At 61.5% G+C, this 17,674-nt stretch carries 18 protein-coding genes and 1 tRNA gene; 10 read left to right on the forward strand and 9 right to left on the reverse strand.

What is annotated here, in order from left to right:
* The first annotated feature begins 153 nt into the window (after window positions 1-153).
* Both MOV76_RS20035 and MOV76_RS20040 read left to right on the forward strand, forming a co-directional pair.
* Entirely contained in the window at window positions 154-1,569 is a 1,416-nt protein-coding gene (locus tag MOV76_RS20035) for a lipopolysaccharide biosynthesis protein (protein ID WP_247265136.1), read from the forward strand.
* A complete protein-coding gene (locus MOV76_RS20040; protein WP_247265137.1) occupies window positions 1,570-2,847 on the forward strand; it encodes a GNAT family N-acetyltransferase in 1,278 nt (425 codons plus the stop codon). It begins immediately after the preceding gene.
* A 149-nt stretch (window positions 2,848-2,996) separates the two neighbouring features.
* Here the strand turns inward: MOV76_RS20040 and MOV76_RS20045 are convergent, their stop codons facing one another.
* Window positions 2,997-4,625 (reverse strand): AMP-binding protein, encoded by a 1,629-nt coding sequence (locus MOV76_RS20045; protein WP_247265138.1) that lies wholly within the window; start codon window positions 4,623-4,625, stop codon window positions 2,997-2,999.
* Between the two features lie 222 nt (window positions 4,626-4,847).
* Here MOV76_RS20045 and MOV76_RS20050 point away from each other — a divergent pair, with 222 nt between their 5' ends.
* Window positions 4,848-5,828: an aldo/keto reductase gene (locus MOV76_RS20050; protein ID WP_112905370.1), complete on the forward strand. Its 981-nt coding sequence runs from the start codon at window positions 4,848-4,850 to the stop codon at window positions 5,826-5,828.
* Window positions 5,829-5,922: 94 nt separating this feature from the next.
* Here the strand turns inward: MOV76_RS20050 and MOV76_RS20055 are convergent, their stop codons facing one another.
* Complete coding sequence (locus MOV76_RS20055) at window positions 5,923-6,501, reverse strand: TetR/AcrR family transcriptional regulator (RefSeq protein ID WP_247265139.1); 579 nt, start codon at window positions 6,499-6,501, stop codon at window positions 5,923-5,925.
* Window positions 6,502-6,629: 128 nt separating this feature from the next.
* Here MOV76_RS20055 and MOV76_RS20060 point away from each other — a divergent pair, with 128 nt between their 5' ends.
* Both MOV76_RS20060 and MOV76_RS20065 read left to right on the forward strand, forming a co-directional pair.
* A complete protein-coding gene (locus MOV76_RS20060; RefSeq protein WP_247265140.1) occupies window positions 6,630-7,925 on the forward strand; it encodes an MFS transporter in 1,296 nt (431 codons plus the stop codon).
* Window positions 7,926-8,050: 125 nt separating this feature from the next.
* Window positions 8,051-8,135, forward strand: a tRNA-Leu gene (locus tag MOV76_RS20065).
* Window positions 8,136-8,257: 122 nt separating this feature from the next.
* Here the strand turns inward: MOV76_RS20065 and MOV76_RS20070 are convergent.
* The gene (locus MOV76_RS20070; protein WP_247265141.1) at window positions 8,258-8,716 is read right to left on the reverse strand and encodes a DUF3237 domain-containing protein; all 459 of its coding nucleotides are present in this window, start codon (window positions 8,714-8,716) and stop codon (window positions 8,258-8,260) included.
* 113 nt (window positions 8,717-8,829) lie between these two features.
* On the opposite strand from MOV76_RS20070, the gene MOV76_RS20075 reads away from it, so the two are divergent.
* On the forward strand, window positions 8,830-9,687 hold the full coding sequence (locus tag MOV76_RS20075) for a LysR family transcriptional regulator (protein WP_193444674.1): 858 nt from the start codon (window positions 8,830-8,832) through the stop codon (window positions 9,685-9,687).
* 227 nt (window positions 9,688-9,914) lie between these two features.
* Here MOV76_RS20075 and MOV76_RS20080 read toward each other — a convergent pair whose 3' ends face one another.
* Both MOV76_RS20080 and MOV76_RS20085 read right to left on the reverse strand, forming a co-directional pair.
* A complete protein-coding gene (locus MOV76_RS20080; RefSeq protein ID WP_012759154.1) occupies window positions 9,915-10,202 on the reverse strand; it encodes a hypothetical protein in 288 nt (95 codons plus the stop codon).
* 169 nt (window positions 10,203-10,371) lie between these two features.
* Complete coding sequence (locus tag MOV76_RS20085) at window positions 10,372-10,656, reverse strand: hypothetical protein (protein WP_018243765.1); 285 nt, start codon at window positions 10,654-10,656, stop codon at window positions 10,372-10,374.
* A gap of 283 nt (window positions 10,657-10,939) precedes the next feature.
* Between MOV76_RS20085 and MOV76_RS20090 the strand changes: the two genes are divergently transcribed.
* Window positions 10,940-12,688: a cation:proton antiporter gene (locus MOV76_RS20090; RefSeq protein WP_130718046.1), complete on the forward strand. Its 1,749-nt coding sequence runs from the start codon at window positions 10,940-10,942 to the stop codon at window positions 12,686-12,688.
* A gap of 45 nt (window positions 12,689-12,733) precedes the next feature.
* Here the strand turns inward: MOV76_RS20090 and MOV76_RS20095 are convergent, their stop codons facing one another.
* The gene (locus MOV76_RS20095; RefSeq protein WP_130718048.1) at window positions 12,734-13,018 is read right to left on the reverse strand and encodes a hypothetical protein; all 285 of its coding nucleotides are present in this window, start codon (window positions 13,016-13,018) and stop codon (window positions 12,734-12,736) included.
* A 202-nt stretch (window positions 13,019-13,220) separates the two neighbouring features.
* Between MOV76_RS20095 and MOV76_RS20100 the strand changes: the two genes are divergently transcribed.
* Entirely contained in the window at window positions 13,221-13,811 is a 591-nt protein-coding gene (locus tag MOV76_RS20100; protein WP_028734606.1) for a YqaA family protein, read from the forward strand.
* Between the two features lie 78 nt (window positions 13,812-13,889).
* Complete coding sequence (locus tag MOV76_RS20105; RefSeq protein ID WP_018448094.1) at window positions 13,890-14,408, forward strand: disulfide bond formation protein B; 519 nt, start codon at window positions 13,890-13,892, stop codon at window positions 14,406-14,408.
* A 74-nt stretch (window positions 14,409-14,482) separates the two neighbouring features.
* On the opposite strand, the gene MOV76_RS20110 is transcribed toward MOV76_RS20105, so the two are convergent.
* On the reverse strand, window positions 14,483-15,040 hold the full coding sequence (locus MOV76_RS20110) for an HNH endonuclease (protein ID WP_011653702.1): 558 nt from the start codon (window positions 15,038-15,040) through the stop codon (window positions 14,483-14,485).
* A 111-nt stretch (window positions 15,041-15,151) separates the two neighbouring features.
* Window positions 15,152-15,844 (reverse strand): DNA-3-methyladenine glycosylase, encoded by a 693-nt coding sequence (locus MOV76_RS20115; RefSeq protein ID WP_130718928.1) that lies wholly within the window; start codon window positions 15,842-15,844, stop codon window positions 15,152-15,154.
* On the opposite strand from MOV76_RS20115, the gene gluQRS reads away from it, so the two are divergent.
* A complete protein-coding gene (gene gluQRS, locus MOV76_RS20120; protein ID WP_130718050.1) occupies window positions 15,843-16,724 on the forward strand; it encodes a tRNA glutamyl-Q(34) synthetase GluQRS in 882 nt (293 codons plus the stop codon). The genes MOV76_RS20115 and gluQRS overlap by 2 nt on opposite strands.
* Here gluQRS and MOV76_RS20125 read toward each other — a convergent pair.
* Window positions 16,689-17,612 (reverse strand): YihY/virulence factor BrkB family protein, encoded by a 924-nt coding sequence (locus MOV76_RS20125; protein ID WP_018243772.1) that lies wholly within the window; start codon window positions 17,610-17,612, stop codon window positions 16,689-16,691. The two genes, gluQRS and MOV76_RS20125, sit on opposite strands and share 36 nt — an antisense overlap.
* Window positions 17,613-17,674: the final 62 nt, after the last annotated feature.

Here is a 17,674-nt window from a genome sequence, read left to right on the forward strand (position 1 = left end):
CGCCTCCGGGCGGCATTTTCTTTTCTGCGGCAACGCCGGAAAACCGGAATTTCAGCGTCCGACGGCAACCCCAAGCCAGAACCGTTTCTTAACCCTGTTCTGTCAAGACTTCCGGGACGATTTGCCTGACCTTTAGAGTTTTGCGTGTTCATCATGGCGGTCATAGAAACAGCGGAGAAGATGCTGCCGGCGGGCCTGCGCCCGATCGGCGGCCGCACGCTGCGCATGCTTGCTGCCGTGCTCACCGAACGCGGTGAAAAGGCGGCCGCCCAGCGCATGGCGCTGACGGCCTTTTCGATTCGTATCCTCAGCGCCGCACTCGCCTTCGTCTCCCAGATCGTGCTCGCCCGGCTGATGGGCGAATATGAATATGGCATCTTCGTTTTCGTCTGGGTGCTGGTCGTCGTCTTCGGCGATCTCTCATGCCTCGGTTTCCACACCGCGATCATCCGCTTCCTGCCGCAATACAGGGCAGCGGGCGCTTTCGAGGAAATCCGCGGCCTGACCGGCACGGCGCGCATCTTTGCGCTGCTTTCCGGCACGGCGGTGCTCGCCGCTGGCATGCTCGGCCTGCATTTCTTCGGCGATAAGATCCAGGTCTATTATCTCGTCCCGATCTTCATCGGCCTGCTCGCCATGCCGATGATCGCGCTCGGCGACATTTTGGAAGGCACGTCGCGGGCGAACCACTGGCCGGTGATGGCGCTGAGCCCGGTCTATATCGTCCGCCCGATCCTCATCATCCTTTTCATGCTGATCGCGATTGCCATCGGCGCCGAGCACACGGCCGTCACCGCGATGCAGGCAGCACTCGTCGCCACCTTCGTCACCGCCCTCGGCCAGTATGCCGCAACGCTCTACCGCCTGCGCCGGCATTATGACGAAGGCCCGCGCAAGGTCGATTTCATCGCCTGGTTCAGCGTCGCCTTTCCGATTTTCCTGATCGAGGGCGTGAGCTTCCTGCTGACCAATTCCGACGTCGTCGTCGTCGGCATCTTCCTCGAGCCGCACGACGTCGCCATCTACTTCGCCGCCGCCAAGACGATGGCGCTGGTGCATTTCATCAATTTCTCGGTCAAGGCAGCCTCCGGCCCGCGCTTTTCCTCGATCATCGCCGAAGGCGACCATGCTCAGCTCGCAACCGCTGCCATCGACGCCGCCCGCTGGACCTTCTGGCCGGCGCTCGGGGTCGGTCTTGTCGTGCTTGCGGCCGGTCATCTGCTGCTGTCGCTCTTCGGCGGCGCCTTTACGTCAGGTTATCTGGTGATGGCGATCCTGCTCGCCGGCATCCTCGCGAAATCGCTGGTCGGCCCGGCCGAAACGCTGCTGATGATGGCAGGCAAGCAGAACCTCTGCGTCGCGCTCTATGCCGGCGCACTGACCGCCAACGTCAGCCTCAACCTTGCTTTGATCCCGCATTACGGCATCGAGGGCACGGCGATCGCCACGGCCTCGGCCATGGCCGTCGAGGCGATCCTGCTGCATGTCGCCGTGCGCCGCACGCTCGGCATCGTCCTTTTCGCTTTCGCCGGCCCCTCCGCCGCAACGCCAGAAATGAGAGTTCGATAGATGGTGCGTGTTCCCCCCGTTACCGAAAGCACCGACAGCACCGCGAACCGCATGTTGCATGATCTCGCCGCGCTGAATTTCGACGCGCCGCAGGCCGAGGCTCGCGCCGAGATCGGCCGACCGGGCCGCGAGCTCTGCCTCTACCCCGGCAAGCTCGGCTATGAGCTCCAGGATGAACTCGATTTCCTCTCCAACCGGGCGATGGAACCGAACGTCTTTTTCTCCGGCCGCTTCCTCGCCCCCGCCATGCCGCGGCTCGAAGATCGGCAGGTGAACTTCGCCCTGATCCGCGATCACAATGCCGGCCGCAGCCGCATGCGGTTCCTCTTGCCGTTTTCGGTCGACAAGCCGGGCTTCGCCGTCGGCCCGTCGATCATCCGCGGCTGGTCGAACAGCTTCGGTCCGCTCGGCACGCCGCTTGTCGATGGCGAGGATGCAGCCGAGACCCTCGACAATCTTTTCGAGGGGCTGACCGCTCGCGATCTCAATCTGCCCGGCATATTGGTTCTGCCGGATCTGCGGCTGAACGGTATCTTCGTGCGCATGGTCAAGGCCGTGGCGCTCAGCCGCAATCTTCCAGTCACCGTCACCAATCCTTACGAGCGCCCGATGCTGCAGAGCGAGGATGAGGCGCCCGTCTATCTCGGCAAAACCATCTCCTCCTCGCACATGCGCGAGATGCGCCGCCAGTGGCGCCTGCTGGAGGAGTTGGGAACAGCGGTCTATGCCGTCGCCCGCCAGCCGCGCGAAATCCATATCCGCTTCGAGGAATTCCTGGCAATGGAAGCCGGCGGCTGGAAGGGCAAGCGGCGAAGCGCTCTCGTCACCGATCGTTATCATACGGCCTTCGCCCGTGAGGCGGTGTCAAACCTTGCCGCCGTCGATGCCGTGCGTATTCACACGATCGATCTCAACGGCAAGGCGATTGCCGCCATCGTCGTGCTAATGATGGGCGGCGAGGCCTATACCTGGAAGACCGCCTACGATGAAAACTATGCCCGCTATTCGCCGGGCAAGCTGCTGATGAACGAACTCACCGAATGGCATCTCGACGATGCCAACATCGTCCGCTCCGATTCCTGCGCCGTCTCGGATCATCCGATCATGAGCCGCTTCTGGCAGGAGCGCGAGGAGATGGGAACGCTGGTGATCGGCCTGACGCAGAACAGCGACCGCGACATGCGCCAGGTCTCAGCCCAGCTCCACATGTACCGCAGCACCCGCAACATGGCGAAGATGCTGCGCGAGAAGATCATGTCGCTCGCCGGGCGGGGCTAGAGCCTTTCCAGCAGAAGTGGCTAAAGCATGTCGCGCAAAAGTGTGCGCGGTTTTGCGATAACGACATGCGTAAAAACAAAGACCTAAAGCGCGAGGGGCGAATCTGAAAGATTGCGACGCGCTTTAGCGGTTTTGCGTCCGGAAATGCTCTATCGCTCGCTGGCCGCCCTCTCCCGCAGCAGCCGGCGGATCACCTTGCCGGTGGTCGTCAGCGGCAAGGCATCGATGAATTCCACCTCGCGGGGATATTCGTGCATCGAAAGCCGCATCTTCACCCACTCCCTTATGTCGGCGGCCAGCGCCTCGCTTGGGTGATGGCCGGGTGAAAGCACGATATAGGCCTTGACGATCTCGGTGCGCACGGTATCGGGCTTGCCGACGGCGGCGGCAAGCTGCACGGCGGGATGGCCGATCAGGCAATCCTCGATCTCGGCCGGGCCGATGCGATATCCCGATGAGGTGATGACGTCGTCGTCGCGGCTTTCGAAGGTAACATAGCCCTCGGCGTCCTGCCGGCCGATATCGCCGGTGAGCAGCCAGCCCTTGGCGAATTTTCGTTTCGTCGCCGCCGCATCGTCCCAGTAGCCGAGGAACATGACAGGATCGGGACTGGCGATGGCGATCTGGCCCGGTTCGCCGACGGGCAACTCATCGCCCGTCTCGCTGACGATCGCGACGCGATGCCCGGGCACCGCCCGTCCGATGGCGCCCGCTTTGGTCACGCCGTAGGCAGCGCTAGAAGCGAGCACGAAATTGCACTCCGTCTGGCCGTAAAATTCGTTGACGGTGATGCCGAGCGTATGACGTGCCCATTCATAGGTCTCGCGGCCGAGCGCCTCCCCGGCCGAGCCGATGGTGCGCAGCACCAGATCATATTTCGAGCGCGGATCGGCAACGGATCTCATCAACCTCAGCGCCGTCGGCGGAATGAAGGCATTGCGCACTTTCATCTCGGCCATGATGCGATAGGCCATGTCGGCATCGAATTTCTGCGCTGGCGACGAGACGACGGGAACGCCGAGCAGAAGGCTCGGCAGCAGCGCATTGAGCAACCCGCCGGCCCAGGCCCAGTCGGACGGCGTCCAGACTTTGTCGCCCACTTTCGGAAAGCCCTCATGGGCAAACTGCATACCGGGAATATGGCCGGGCAGAACGCGATGACCATGCAGCGCGCCCTTGGGCGGCCCCGTCGTTCCCGAGGTGAAAATCATCAGAGCCGGATCGTCGGGAGACGTCTTTTCTCCCTTGAAGAAGGGCTCGTATGACACGATCAGATCGGCAAAGGAGAGAGCATCGTGGGCATTATCGAGGCTGATCACATGCCGAAGCTCCGGCAGCCGATCGCGAATTTGCCGGATGCGATCGAGGCCGAAATCATTGGTGACGATTGCCGCTGCACCTGAGGTCCTCAGCCTGTATTCGAGCGCCTCGACGCCGAAGAGCAGCGCCAGCGGCAAGGCGATTGCGCCCATCTTGTAGATCGCAACATGAACGACCACGGTCTCGAAGGACTGGGGCATCAGCAGGGCGACGCGGTCGCCTCGCTTAATGCCGAGCGAAGCCAGCGCATTGGCGAACATGGAAGAGGCACCGGCAAGCTCACCATAAGTCAGCGAAAGATGATCGCCGTCGGGGCTGAAATGCTCAAGGCAGACGCGCTCGGGATCTCTCGCGGCCCAGTCGTCGCTGACGGCGCGGCCGATATTGAAATTCTCCGGAATCCGCCAGGAGAAATCGCGATAAAGATCGTCGTAGCGATCGTGGGACGGCAGTTGCATGGTCGGATTCCAGTAAAATGCTGCATCAGCTAACACCTTGCCGCTCGGATGTGCAAGCCGAAGCCAGCAGCGGCAGTGATGAGCGCGGCTTCAAAAGCCGATCACGGATCATTGTGCGCACGCAGCATAAATTCTTCATTTGCCGCCCCTGCGACTTTCGCCATCTCGCGCTAAATCATCGAAGCCAGCCTGGGGTCATCGAATTCATCACGGAGTCGTTTCATGGAATACGCAAAATTTGGGAAGACCGGTCTCGAAGTGTCGAAAATCTGCTTGGGCTGCATGACCTTCGGCGATCCCGGCCGCGGCAATCATGCATGGAGCCTGCGGGAAGAAGAAAGCCGGACGATGATCAAGCAGGCGATCGACCTCGGCATCAATTTCCTCGACACCGCCAATACCTATTCCAACGGTTCTTCGGAGGAGATCGTCGGTCGCGCCATCAAAGACTTCGCCAAGCGCGAGGACATCGTGCTGGCGACCAAGGTGTTCAACCGCATGCGGCCGGGCCCGAACGGCGCCGGCCTGTCGCGCAAGGCGATCTTCGACGAGATCGACAACAGCCTGCGTCGTCTCGGCACCGACTATGTCGATCTCTACCAGATCCACCGCTTCGACTACACGACGCCGATCGAGGAAACGCTGGAAGCGCTGCACGACGTCGTCAAATCGGGCAAGGCGCGCTATATCGGCGCCTCCTCGATGTATGCTTGGCAATTCGCCAAGGCGCTTTACGTCTCCAGGCTGAACGGCTGGACCGAATTCGTCAGCATGCAGGACCACCTGAACCTGCTTTACCGTGAGGAAGAGCGCGAAATGCTGCCGCTTTGCGACGATCAGAAAATCGCCGTCATCCCCTGGAGCCCACTTGCCCGCGGCCGCCTGACCCGCGACTGGGACGAGACGACGGCCCGCAGCGAAACCGACGAATTCGGCAAGACGCTCTACACGCAGTCCATCGATGCCGACCGCAAGATCGTCGGAGCCGTGGCCGAGATCGCCAAGGCCCGCAACATCTCCCGCGCCCAGGTCGCAACCGCCTGGATCCTGCAGAAGAGTGCGGTGACCGCCCCGATCATCGGCGCGTCCAAACCGAACCACCTCAGAGATGCGGTTGCCTCGCTCTCGGTCAAGCTCACCGCCGAGGAAATCGCGGCCCTGGAAGCACCCTACATCCCGCACGCCATCGCCGGCTTCAAATAGTCGCTGGCTTCTCGGTCCTCAGGCATATGCAAGGCGGATTCTCTCCCTCTCCGCCTGGAGGGGGAGAGCGAAACCACGGCTTCCGCGACTGAGATTATGTCCGACTGGCGGGATCGAGCTGCCGGCGCATCGTCACCAAAAACTGCTCGGCAAGCGCCCTGTCCTCGACCGCGCGGGCAAGAATGACAGCACCCATCATCGACGAGAGCGTCGTCGTGGCATTGGCGCGGCGCTCCTCTTCCGTTTCGCCGGGAACGATATCAACGAGCGTATCGACCAGCACGGACAGGCCATCGCTGAAGACCGCACGGACGGCGCCGCGGCTGCGGCTCACCTCCTGGATCAGCGTTGCGAAGACGCAGCTGCCGCCCGGATCGTCAACCGTACGCCAGTGGATGTAATGGTCGAGAAGCGCTGCCAGCGGTCGGTCCGGCGATTCGGCGATATGTTCCTTCCAGCGCGTTTCGACCCTGTCGATCAGCTTGCGGCTGACCTCCAGCGCCAGGTCGTCCTTTGAATCGAAATGACCATAGAAACCGCCATGCGTCAGACCCGCCGCTTTCATGATGTCGGCAACGCCGACCCCGTCGAAACCGTTTTCGCGGAAAAGCACGCCGGCAACGCTCAGGATCTTTTCGCGGTTTTCGGCAAATTTTTCGCGGCTGACCCGCATTATCGTCTCCAGAAATAGTCGCTTGACAAAATATATGACGTCCATCATCAATACGCAAGAAATATGATGGCCATCATGTAAATCGATCCAGTATCTTCTCGAACCTGAATTCAAACGGAATCTTGCCCATGGTTTCCACAGCCCTCGCCTCCACCCTTGCCCGGCGCAACATCCATTACGGCTGGGTCGTCGTTGCCGCGACCTTTCTCACCATGCTGGTCACCGCCGGCGCCATGGGCGCACCCGGCGTTCTCATCAAGCCGCTGCAGGATGAGTTCGGCTGGGAGACCTCGCAGATTTCCTCGGCCCTTGCGATCCGCCTGATCCTTTTCGGTTTCATGGGTCCGTTCGCCGCCGCCTTCATGAATTATTTCGGCGTGCGCAAGGTCATTGTCTTCGCACTGGCGCTGATCGGCGCGGGCTTCGTCGGTTCGCTGTTCATGACGACGCTGTGGCAGTTGCTATTGCTCTGGGGCATTGTCGTCGGTTTCGGCACGGGATTGACGGCCATGGTGCTCGCCGCAACGGTCTCCAGCCGCTGGTTCACCAAGCATCGCGGCCTCGTCGTCGGCATGCTCTCGGCAAGCTCGGCCACCGGCCAGCTCGTCTTTCTGCCACTGATGGCGGAGCTGACGGAACGCTACGGCTGGCGCTCGACGGTGTTTTTCGTCTGCGCCATGATCATGGTTGCAGCGCTTGCCGTGCTTGCCTTCATGCGCGACCGCCCCGCCGACCTCAACCTGCCCTCCTTCGGTGAGACGCAGGTGACGCCGCCACCGGCAAGCACCTCCCTCGCCGCCGCGCTGATGACGCCGATCACTGTCCTCAAGGAAATCTCGAAGACCTCGACCTTCTGGATCCTCTTTGCCACCTTCTTCATTTGCGGTCTCAGCACCAACGGCCTGATCCAGACCCATTTCGTCACCCTCTGCGGCGATTTCGGCATCGTACCGGTGGCTGCCGCCAGTGTGCTGGCCGTCATGGGCATCTTCGATTTCTTCGGCACCATCGGTTCCGGCTGGCTGTCCGACCGCTTCGACAATCGTTGGCTGCTCTTCTGGTATTACGGCCTGCGCGGCCTGTCGCTGCTCTACCTGCCCTTCAGTGATTTCAGCTTTTACGGCCTCTCCATCTTCGCCGTCTTTTACGGCCTCGACTGGATTGCCACCGTGCCGCCGACCGTCAAGATCGCCGCCGACCGCTTCGGCCGCGAAAAGACCGGCCTCGTCTTCGGCTGGGTCTTTGCCGGACATCAGCTGGGAGCCGCCACCGCCGCCTATGGCGCCGGCCTCTCGCGCACCGAGCTGTCGAGCTACCTGCCGGCTTTCTTCGTCGCCGGCGCCTTTTGCCTGCTGGCCTCGATCCTGGCGATCACGCTGAAGAAGTCCAGCCTGAGCAGCCCGGCACCGGTCGCCGCCCATTGATATCAGACAGGATCCGGCCTCGAAGCGAGGCCGGATCTCTCTACCGGATCAGTCCGATAACTTCGCTTGCCCGTCTTGCGCGTCCGGGCGCTCGCATGTTAGACAGCCGCCCGTTCGTATCCGTTGCCCCATTGGCGGAATTGGTAGACGCGCTCGACTCAAAATCGAGTTTCGAAAGAAGTGCTGGTTCGACTCCGGCATGGGGCACCACCAAAATCTTCAAGATCTTTGTCGGATAGTTCAAGCAACGCAAGCGGACTGCGTCGTCTCGCGTGGATGATCTGGGAAACCCCCGCCCGTAATGTGAGAGAGCGGCGAGGACAATATCGTCGTCATAGAATTTCAAAGACTTCGTATTCGACACCGCCCGGACACCTGCCGCCCTTTGCGACCGCGACAATGCTGTTAAGCCACGCATGCGCAGGCGCCGCGGTCTCGAAATACGGTGTCGTGCGCAGATAATATTCGGAAGCGTCGACCGTTTCGCCGCGCACCAAACGCTCGTCGACGGCCTGTGACGCACGCCTGACGCCGCGATAGGTCATGAGGACGAGCCCCCCGTCATCGGCGACGAGGAGAAGCCTGACATCTTGCTGAAATGTGCCGTCGGCACGAGCGAGCAGGAGATCCGAACCGATCAGTGGCGACACTTCTCCTTTCAGGCGCTCCCCTTGGAAATGTCCGCCCGAGACGGGAAAAATGCGCCGGCCGCCGGCTGGCGTCTGCCCAAGCTCCAGCGTCGGATGAAGCGCGATGAAGAGTGTAAACAGGTGCTGAGATTGCAGGGACACAGTAGATCTCCTATTTTGGGCTGCCCCCAAAATTGCACCAGAGCGTTCCGCCTTCAAAACGCGCTTTGCTTGTCGTCACCGCAAGATAAATTGATCGTGAAGGGAAGCTGATCATGCGACCGTCATTGGAGTCTCTGCGCGTATTGGAAGCCTGTGTCTCGGCCGGCAGCTTCGCGCGCGCAGCCGAACGCTTGTTTCTGACGCCGGCGGCGGTCAGCCTTCGTATTCGCACTCTGGAGGCTGAGCTCGGTCAGCCGCTATTTATCCGCGCCGGTCGGCGAGTGGTCCCGACGGCCGCCGCCTCCGTTCTGGCAAACCGGGTCCGGGAGGCATTGACCGGGATCGGTGAGGCGCTCGCAGAATTTCAGGCTGCGACGCCGCCACTCAGGCTCACGGCGCCGCCGACCTTTGCGTCGCGCTGGCTTGCACCGCGTCTGGCGCGCTATCCTGCGCCAGAAGCTTCCGTCATCGAGGTCGACGTCTCGGCGGAAATACGTGACACGGGCGCATTCGACGTCGCCATAAGGACGGGTCGCGGCGGATGGGCCGGGCTGGAAGAATATCGGCTCGCTCCCGTAGAAGTGACGCCGATGCTGTCGCCTTCCCTGCTTGGAACGCGGAAACTTGCCGCGCCGCAGGCGCTGGCTGACTTCGCGCTTCTGCCGCACCCTGATTGGCAGCAATGGTTTAAGGAGGCTCAATGCGCGACCCCGCAGGCTTTGCGCTTTTTGGCGGTCGATTACCCCACGCACGAGTTGGATGCCAATGCGGCGCTGGCAGGCGTGGGTGTGGCGCTGTTGTCGCCGTCGCTGTTTCGGCCGCTTTTGACCGAGGGCCGGTTGATCGCGCCGTTCCCCTACGTGCTGAGCGGGCCAGCCTGGCATTTTGCGCTCATCCGCTCCAATGACGCGCGCGAGGCGCCGCGGCAGCTCTGCGCATGGCTTTGCGAGCAGGCGCGTGAAGTCGCATAATTCCGAACCAAAGACACTGTGATGGCTTGGGCGAGATGATGGGCGCGGCCGCGCGCTAGCGAAAGACGACACTGCATCACCGCATCGACCGCCGCCCGTACCCGATAGAATTATTGGCCAAGGTCGCTTTGGCGGCGATCTCAAGTCTCTCCCGAAAGTCGGATATGAGGCCGTCATATCCCGTTAGGCTGGGAGGCTTGTGAAAATACTCAGCGCCTAAGCGGAGCTTACTTGTTTTTCAGCAGCCACATCTTGCCGGCCATCGTGATGCCGTAGACGTCTTTTGTTGCGTCGTCATCCAGATGCCGCCGCTCCAGAAAACCCGGCTCCTTCAACTCGCCCAGCGTCTTTGCAGTGACCGATTTTATTTTCTGAGGCCGCTCTTTCCACCGGTCAGTTTTTGCATAAGTCACCGTCGCGTTCTCGTGCGTCCATTTATTGGCTGGCTGAGGATAAAGGTCTCCATCCCTGGCGAGTTTAAGTGCGGCGATCTGGGACGGCGTAAGCTCAATCATACTAAAAGATCCTGTGCGGGCGGTGCTTGCGCTGGGAACGCGCTGTTACCAAAGGCGTGCTCATAACACCGACAGACGACTTTCACCACTGCATTGAAATATTCGTGCCACAAAAGGCGAAAACCCGGCTCGTCGGAACCGGGCTTCGTCCTTATCGCACATTTTTTCGTTAATTGCAGCGCCGGACCGTCTTGGTGACCTCGCCTTCGTCGGTCTGTCGGGTGACGCTCCTGGTTTCGCAGCCGTTATCGCGATAGCGGCGGTGCTCACGTTCGCGCACGGCACCGAAAGTGACGCCACGCTCGCTGATGGTGATGCCGGGTCGTACCCGCTCGTGACGATAGCCGTCGTCATAGGAACGCTCCCTGACATAGACGCTGTCGGCAAGAACAGGCGCAGCAAACGAGCAGACGGCAAGGGCCGCCACAGTACAGTTCAAGATCATCTTTCGCATGTCGTTCTCCTTTCTTGATGAAAGGGCAACGAGGCAAGACACAAGTGGTTCCAACATCGGTGACGGCCCGACCGTGCCGCGAACGAGGGCCGTGCCTACAACGCAACGCCTCTTTTTAGACCTGAGAAGGGCGCTTTAACATTTGGAATTTCAGCATTATTCTATCCTACCCGCCAAAATGAGAGCGAAGGGCCCCGAACAGTAGCCGGTCATCCAAATCAACTGTTTAATTTTGCTTGCGCTTCGTCCAAAGTGGCCGCCGCTATTACCAGAGAGGGCGGACGTGCATCAGGAAGTAGGACTTATCGCGACGGTCGCCGTCAGTTTCGTTTTCGCGGCGGTCCTGGGCTATGCCGCCGACCGGCTTCGGCTGCCGCCACTTGTCGGTTACCTGATGGCGGGCATCCTGATGGGGCCGTTCACGCCGGGCTTTGTCGCCGATACCGCCCTTGCCAGCCAGCTCGCCGAGATGGGCGTCATTCTTCTGATGTTTGGCGTCGGCCTGCATTTTTCCGCCTCCGACCTGCTTGCCGTGCGCGGCATCGCCGTGCCTGGCGCAATCGGGCGGATTATCCTCGCCACCCTGTTGGGCATCGGCCTTTGCAAACTCTGGGGCTGGAGCCTCGGCGCCGGCATCGTCCTCGGCCTCAGCCTCTCGGTGGCGAGCACCGTCGTGCTCCTGAAGGCGCTGGAGGAGCGCAATCTCGTCAACGCGGCAAGCGGACGCGTCGCCGTCGGCTGGCTGATCGTCGAGGATCTGGTAATGGTGCTGGCGCTGGTGCTGCTGCCGGCGCTGGCAGAGCTTCTGGGTGGTAACGCCGCCGATACGACCAATCACGGCCTCGGCGACCTGCCACTGATGCTGACGATCGGGCTGACGCTGCTGAAGGTGGCGGCCTTCGCCGCCATGGCGATCTTCCTCGGGCCTCGCATCGTGCCCTGGCTGCTGACGATGATAGCCCGTACCGGCTCGCGCGAACTCTTTACGCTGACGGTGCTGGCGATCGCACTCGGCATCGCCTTCGGTTCGGCGGCGATCTTCGGCGTCTCCTTTGCGCTCGGCGCATTTTTCGCCGGTGTTGTCATGAGCGAATCCCAGCTCAGCCACAGGGCGGCGGCCGACTCGCTGCCGTTGCAGAATGCCTTCTCCGTGCTGTTCTTCGTCTCCGTCGGCATGCTTTTCGATCCCTCGATCCTGGTGCGCCAGCCGCTGGCCGTGATCGGCGCACTGGCGCTCGTGATCCTGGGCAAGGGCATCATCACCTTCCTCATTGTCATCCTGCTCAGATATCCGATCAGCATGGGGCTGACATTGGCAGGCGGCCTTGCCCAGATCGGCGAGTTTTCCTTCATCCTCGCCGGTCTCGGCGTCTCACTCGGGCTCCTGCCGCATGAGGGCCAGGATCTGATCCTGGCTGCCGCGATCCTGTCGATCACGCTCAACCCAATCGTGATCTTCGCGACCGACGGCCTGAAGAAATACATCCATTCGAAATGGCCCTCCCTCTGGGAAAGCTACGGCAGGAGCAGGCAGAAGGCGCTCGGCAAAGAACTGGAAAAGATCAGGGCGCTCGGCGAAGAGCGCGAGCGCCAGCATCAACTGAAGATGCAGCAGCTGATCGAGACGTTCCCGCTGTTCTCCGAGGTCGACGAGGACGCGCAGGAGGAGCTGCTGCTGCTCTTCAAGGCGAAATCCGCACCGCCCGGCGAACGCGTCATCCGCCGCAGCGACCGGGGCGATAGCATGTATTTCATCTCCTCCGGCGCGGTGGAAGTGCGGCTCGCCAGTGGCGCGATCCGCCTGGAGCCAGGCGCCTTTTTCGGGGAAATGGCGCTACTGACCGGCGGACGGCGCACAGCCGACGTCATCGCCGTCGACTTCTGCCAGTTCGAGGTGCTCGAACGGCGCGACTTCAATATGTTCATGTCGCACCATCCACATCTGCGCGCAGCGGTTAGCGAAATGGCCCAGAAGCGAACGGAAATGAACGTCCTGCGTCAGCAATGGGAAAAGTCGATGGACCTGTCCTGACACAACATCACTCCTTTCAGCGGCAATCACGCTACCGTGATTGCTTCAGCCCGCCGGCCAATAGCCATCGGAGCGGAAATCCTCGGGGATCGGATCGAGCCGCGACAATGTCTCGGCTGCGAAATCGATCTGCAGCGACAAGTATTTAAGAGATGCCAGCATCGGCACGCCGGTCGCGAATTCCCGGATGCGGGACAGATGATAACCGCTCTCGCTGATCCGTCGCGCAGCCTCCCGGCGCACGTCGTCTTTGCTTGGTCCGCGCCGCTCTTCGGACCAGTCATCCATTTGCGCCGCCTGCCCAAGGCCGCCTTCAATCACTTTGAACATTCTCTTGCCACCCTGCACGTCGACCCCAATTAGCTTGCCGCAGAATGGCCGATTCGCAATCCCGTGAAATCTTGGGAGAGGCGCCGATACCCCGCATCACGAAAATTTTTGGACGGCGGTGGCAGGAAGGACACGGGCGAGCATTTACAGCGCCGCGCACGGCCCCTAAAGCTCTTTTGCACTGCAACAGGAAGGAAACGGAATGCTCCGCAGACTTTACGACTGGACCATGTCTTTGGCCTCGCGCAAATCGGCCGAAGTCTGGCTCGCCGTCATCGCCTTCGTCGAAAGCTCCGTCTTTCTCGTCCCCGCCGATGTACTCTTTCTGCCGATGGCGCTTGCCAAGCCGGAACGCTCCTATCGCTATGCGCTGATTGCAACCGTCGCCTCCGTGCTCGGCGGCATCGCCGGCTGGGCGCTCGGCTATTACGCCTATGAGACGGTGGCGCGGCCGATCCTGGAATTCTACGGCAAGTTCGAAGCCTTCGAGCAGATGAAGGCCTATGTCACCTACGAGTGGATCCTGCTGCTGCTCGTCACCTCGGGTCTTGCGCATCTGCCGCCGATCAAGATCGTCACCATCCTGTCCGGCGTCATCCACGTCAATCTGGGGCTTTTCATCGTCTCGGCGATCGTCGCGCGCGGCGCGCGTTTCCTCTTCCTCGCCTGGCTGCTGCGCCGCTACGGCGAGCCGATCCGAGATTTCATCGAAAAGCGGCTCGGCCAGATCGTCGGTATCGGTGCCGCCGCCGTGATCGTGTTATATCCCGCCTACCGCTATCTCGCTCACTAGGCGAGAATGATTTTTAGCCGAATAGGCCTGAAATCTGATTTCGCATCTCATGCACTACCAACGTCGCGGAGTTCCGCCATGACTGCCACTTCCTCGCCGCTCGCCCGCCCCGGCTTTATCTATTCCCTGTTGCTCGCCATCGGCATGGCGGCGGCGGTCGGCACCGCGCTCGGCTTCCAGTATATCGGCGGCTATATTCCCTGCGCGCTCTGCCTGTTGCAGCGCCAGCCCTATTATTACGCCATCCCGATTGCGATCCTGGCCGCGATATCCGAGCTCGTCGGCCTGCCGAACTGGATCACCCGGGCGCTGATTCTCGCGGCCGGCATGCTGATGCTGGTGACGGCAGGCATGGGTGTTTATCACGCCGGCGTCGAATGGCACTTCTGGCCGGGCCCGGCCACCTGCTCGACGACGGCAAGCAGCATGACGACCAATGCCGGCGATCTGCTTGGTGAACTCAACACCATCAAGGGCCCGTCCTGCACCGATGCGGCGCTGCGGGTGCTCGGCCTGTCTTTTGCGGGCTGGAATGTGATTGCCGGAATCCTGCTCGCCGCCTTCGCCTTTGTCGGCGTTCGCAAGGCGGCCTCGTAAAATTGTCCAGCAATTCAAAGCGCTGCAGCGTCCGCTGCGCGTCTGAAAGGACGCGCAACGCGTAGGCCGTTCGATCAGGGCTGCAGTTCGGTATCCCAGTAGAGATAGTCGAGCCAGCTTTCATGCAGATAGTTCGGCGGGAACAGCCGGCCGTTATTGTGCAGATCCTGCACCGTCGGCTGATAGGGCTTCTGCGCCGGGAACATGCCTGCCTGCTTCGGAAGCTTGCTGCCCTTGCGCAGATTGCAGGGCGAGCAGGCTGCCACGACATTTTCCCAGGTGGTCTCGCCGCCATGGGCGCGCGGGGTGACGTGGTCGAAGGTCAGGTCGTCATGGGCGCCGCAATACTGGCACTCGAACCGGTCGCGCAGGAACACGTTGAACCGGGTGAAAGCGGGATTGCGGGACGGCTGAACGTAAGTCTTCAGGCACACGACACTCGGAAGACGCATCGAAAAGCTCGGCGAAGAAACCGAATGTTCATATTCTGCTATGATGTTCACACGGTCGAGAAATACCGCCTTGATCGCGTCCTGCCAGGACCACAACGACAAGGGGTAATAACTCAGCGGCCGGTAGTCAGCGTTCAGGACGAGCGCCGGCAGGGCCTGTGGGGAGACTGCAATCGTCAAGGGACTCTCCTGATCGATTCGGCATCTGCACCTGTATATTAGGCCGGTTGTTACAGGATTGTGAAGTCCAATAAATTCAGAGGATAAAGGCAATTTGAAGAGTGTTGCCGATCAGCCGATCGGCACCATGTCACGGCGCATCTTCGTGGCGTAGTAGGCCCAGAAAAGTCGTGCCGCCACCGAGCGCCACGGCGACCAGACTTCCGAAAGCTCAGCAAGCGCCTTCGCCTGCGGCCGTGCTGCAAGACCGAATGCCGCCCCGACGGCATTCTGCAGCGCGACATCGCCGGCCGGGAAAACATCGGCATGGCCGCCGCAAAACATCAGATAGACCTCTGCCGTCCACGGTCCGACGCCCTTCAACGCCGTCAGTTCGCCAAGCGCCTCGCCCGGCGGTTTCAGGCAGAGCCCGGAGAGATCGAGACGGCCGGAGGCGACCGCTTCGGCGATCCGCGACAGCGTCTCGGCCTTGGCGCGCGACAGGCCGAATTCGCGCCATGCCTCGGCGTGAAGCAGTGCGTAACCTTCGGCCGTCAGCGAACCGTCCGCCGGCAGCATGCGCCGCCAGATCGCGTCGGCGCTGGCGCGCGACACCATCTGCGAGACGATGATATGGGCAAGGCCGGCAAAGCCGGGCTCGCGCAATCGCAGCGGAATGGGCCCGGCCTCCGCGACGATCGGCGCAAGGCGCGGATCGAGGCGAAGCAACGCTTCGAGCCCCTGCCTGACATCGTCGTCGTTGCGGATGATCTGCACTTTGCCTCGCAGTGGTTCAAAAACCGAATCCATGGCAGAAGAAAGCATGACCACGAGTGAGCGTCAAAAACCCGTCTTTCGTTTTGCGCCGAGCCCCAACGGACCGCTGCATCTCGGACATGCCCTCTCGGCCCTGCTGAACCACGACATGGCGGAGGCCGAACAAGGCCGCCTGCTGCTGCGCATCGAGGATATCGACCAGGCGCGCTGCACACCTGAGTTCGAGGCCGGCATTCATAGGGATCTCGAATGGCTTGATATCAGCTGGGAGAGCCCGGTGCGGCGCCAGTCGGAACATTTCCCCGAATATCAGGCGGCGTTGCACACGCTGATCGAGCGCGGGCTGGTCTATCCGGCCTTTCTGACGCGCGGCGAGGTGAAGGCGCGCATCGTTGCCTACGAGGCAGCGGGTGATCCCTGGCCGCGCGATCCCGACGGCACTCCGCATTATCCCGCAATTGATCGCGAGCGTCCGGCAGACGAATGGCGGGACATGCTGACCTCGGGGAAGAAACATGCCTGGCGGCTCGATATGCGCAAAGCGCTCGACCTGATCGGCGAGCTGCTGTTCTGGACGGAAACCGGCGACGGCAGGACAGGTGAGATCGCCGCCGAGCCCGACGTCTGGGGCGACGTCATCCTGTCGCGCTCGGATGCGCCATCGAGCTATCATCTGTCGGTGGTCATCGACGATGCGCTGCAGCGCGTGACCCACGTCGTGCGTGGGCTCGACCTCTTCCACGCGACATCGGTGCACCGCCTGTTGCAGGTGCTGCTCGGCCTGCCGCAGCCGGTCTATCACCATCATCGTCTCGTTCTCGACGCCGACGGCCGCAAGCTTTCGAAAAGCCAAGGCGACAGCGGGCTTGGCGAATTGCGTGCCCGGGGCATGTCAGGGGCGGATGTTCGCCGCCTTGTCGGGCTCTGATTGCCTTTCGACACGCTCTCTGCCGACGATCGAAAGCGTGTGGGAGAACATCCGGAAGACGCGGAACTTGATCAGCGCCGCATTGATCTCCGCGCCGATGATGAAGATGACGCCGACCATGTAGAGGAAGATCAGCACGATCATGACAGAGGCGAGACCGGCATAGGTTGCCGTATAGTTGGCGAAGGTCGCCAGGTAATAGGCAAAGATCAGCGCGCCGGCGAGCCAGAGAAGCAGCGTCAGCAAGACGCCGGGAATGACGTCGAAGACCCGTCGCTTGCCGGCCGGCAGCCAGAGATGCATGACCAGCAGTCCGACCGTCAGAACCACCAGCGTGCCATAGATGCGCCAGCTGAAGACGATATCGAGCGTATCGGCAAACAGCGGAAACCACTTCCTGGAATAATCGAGCGCCAGCGGCAGGGCGACGAGCAGAATGCTGATCGCCGTGAAGATGATGACTGCGATCAGCACGTAGCCCAGGCTGGCGAGACGCGTGAAATACCAGGGCCGCGTTTCCTGCACCCGGTAGGCGCGATTGAGCGAGATGCGCAGCGCCTCGACGCCGTTCGAGGCGAAATAGGCGGCCGCCAGCACCGAGATCGTCAGCAGCCCGCCGCGCGGAATGGTCAGCACCTGCAGCACCTGGTCGGCAAGCGGCTTGGCGATCGCCTCGGGCCAGGTGTCGAAGATCAGGTGGATGGCGGTCGAGGAAAACTGATCGGCGCCGAGGAAGCTTGCAAGCGCCGTGCCGAAGATCAGGAAGGGAAAAACCGCAAGCAGGCTCGACAGCGCCACGTGACTTGCCATGGCGAAGCCGTCGTCCTCGACCATGTGACAGATCGCGTCATAGATCACGTCGTAGATCGTGCGCAGCACCTTCAGCATTCCGTCTCCGGCTTTCCAGATTGTATCCTCTGGCCGAATATGGGAAACGAGTCCCATTTTGT

The organism is Rhizobium sp. PRIMUS64, from assembly GCF_023006465.1.
GTDB lineage: Bacteria > Pseudomonadota > Alphaproteobacteria > Rhizobiales > Rhizobiaceae > Rhizobium > Rhizobium leguminosarum.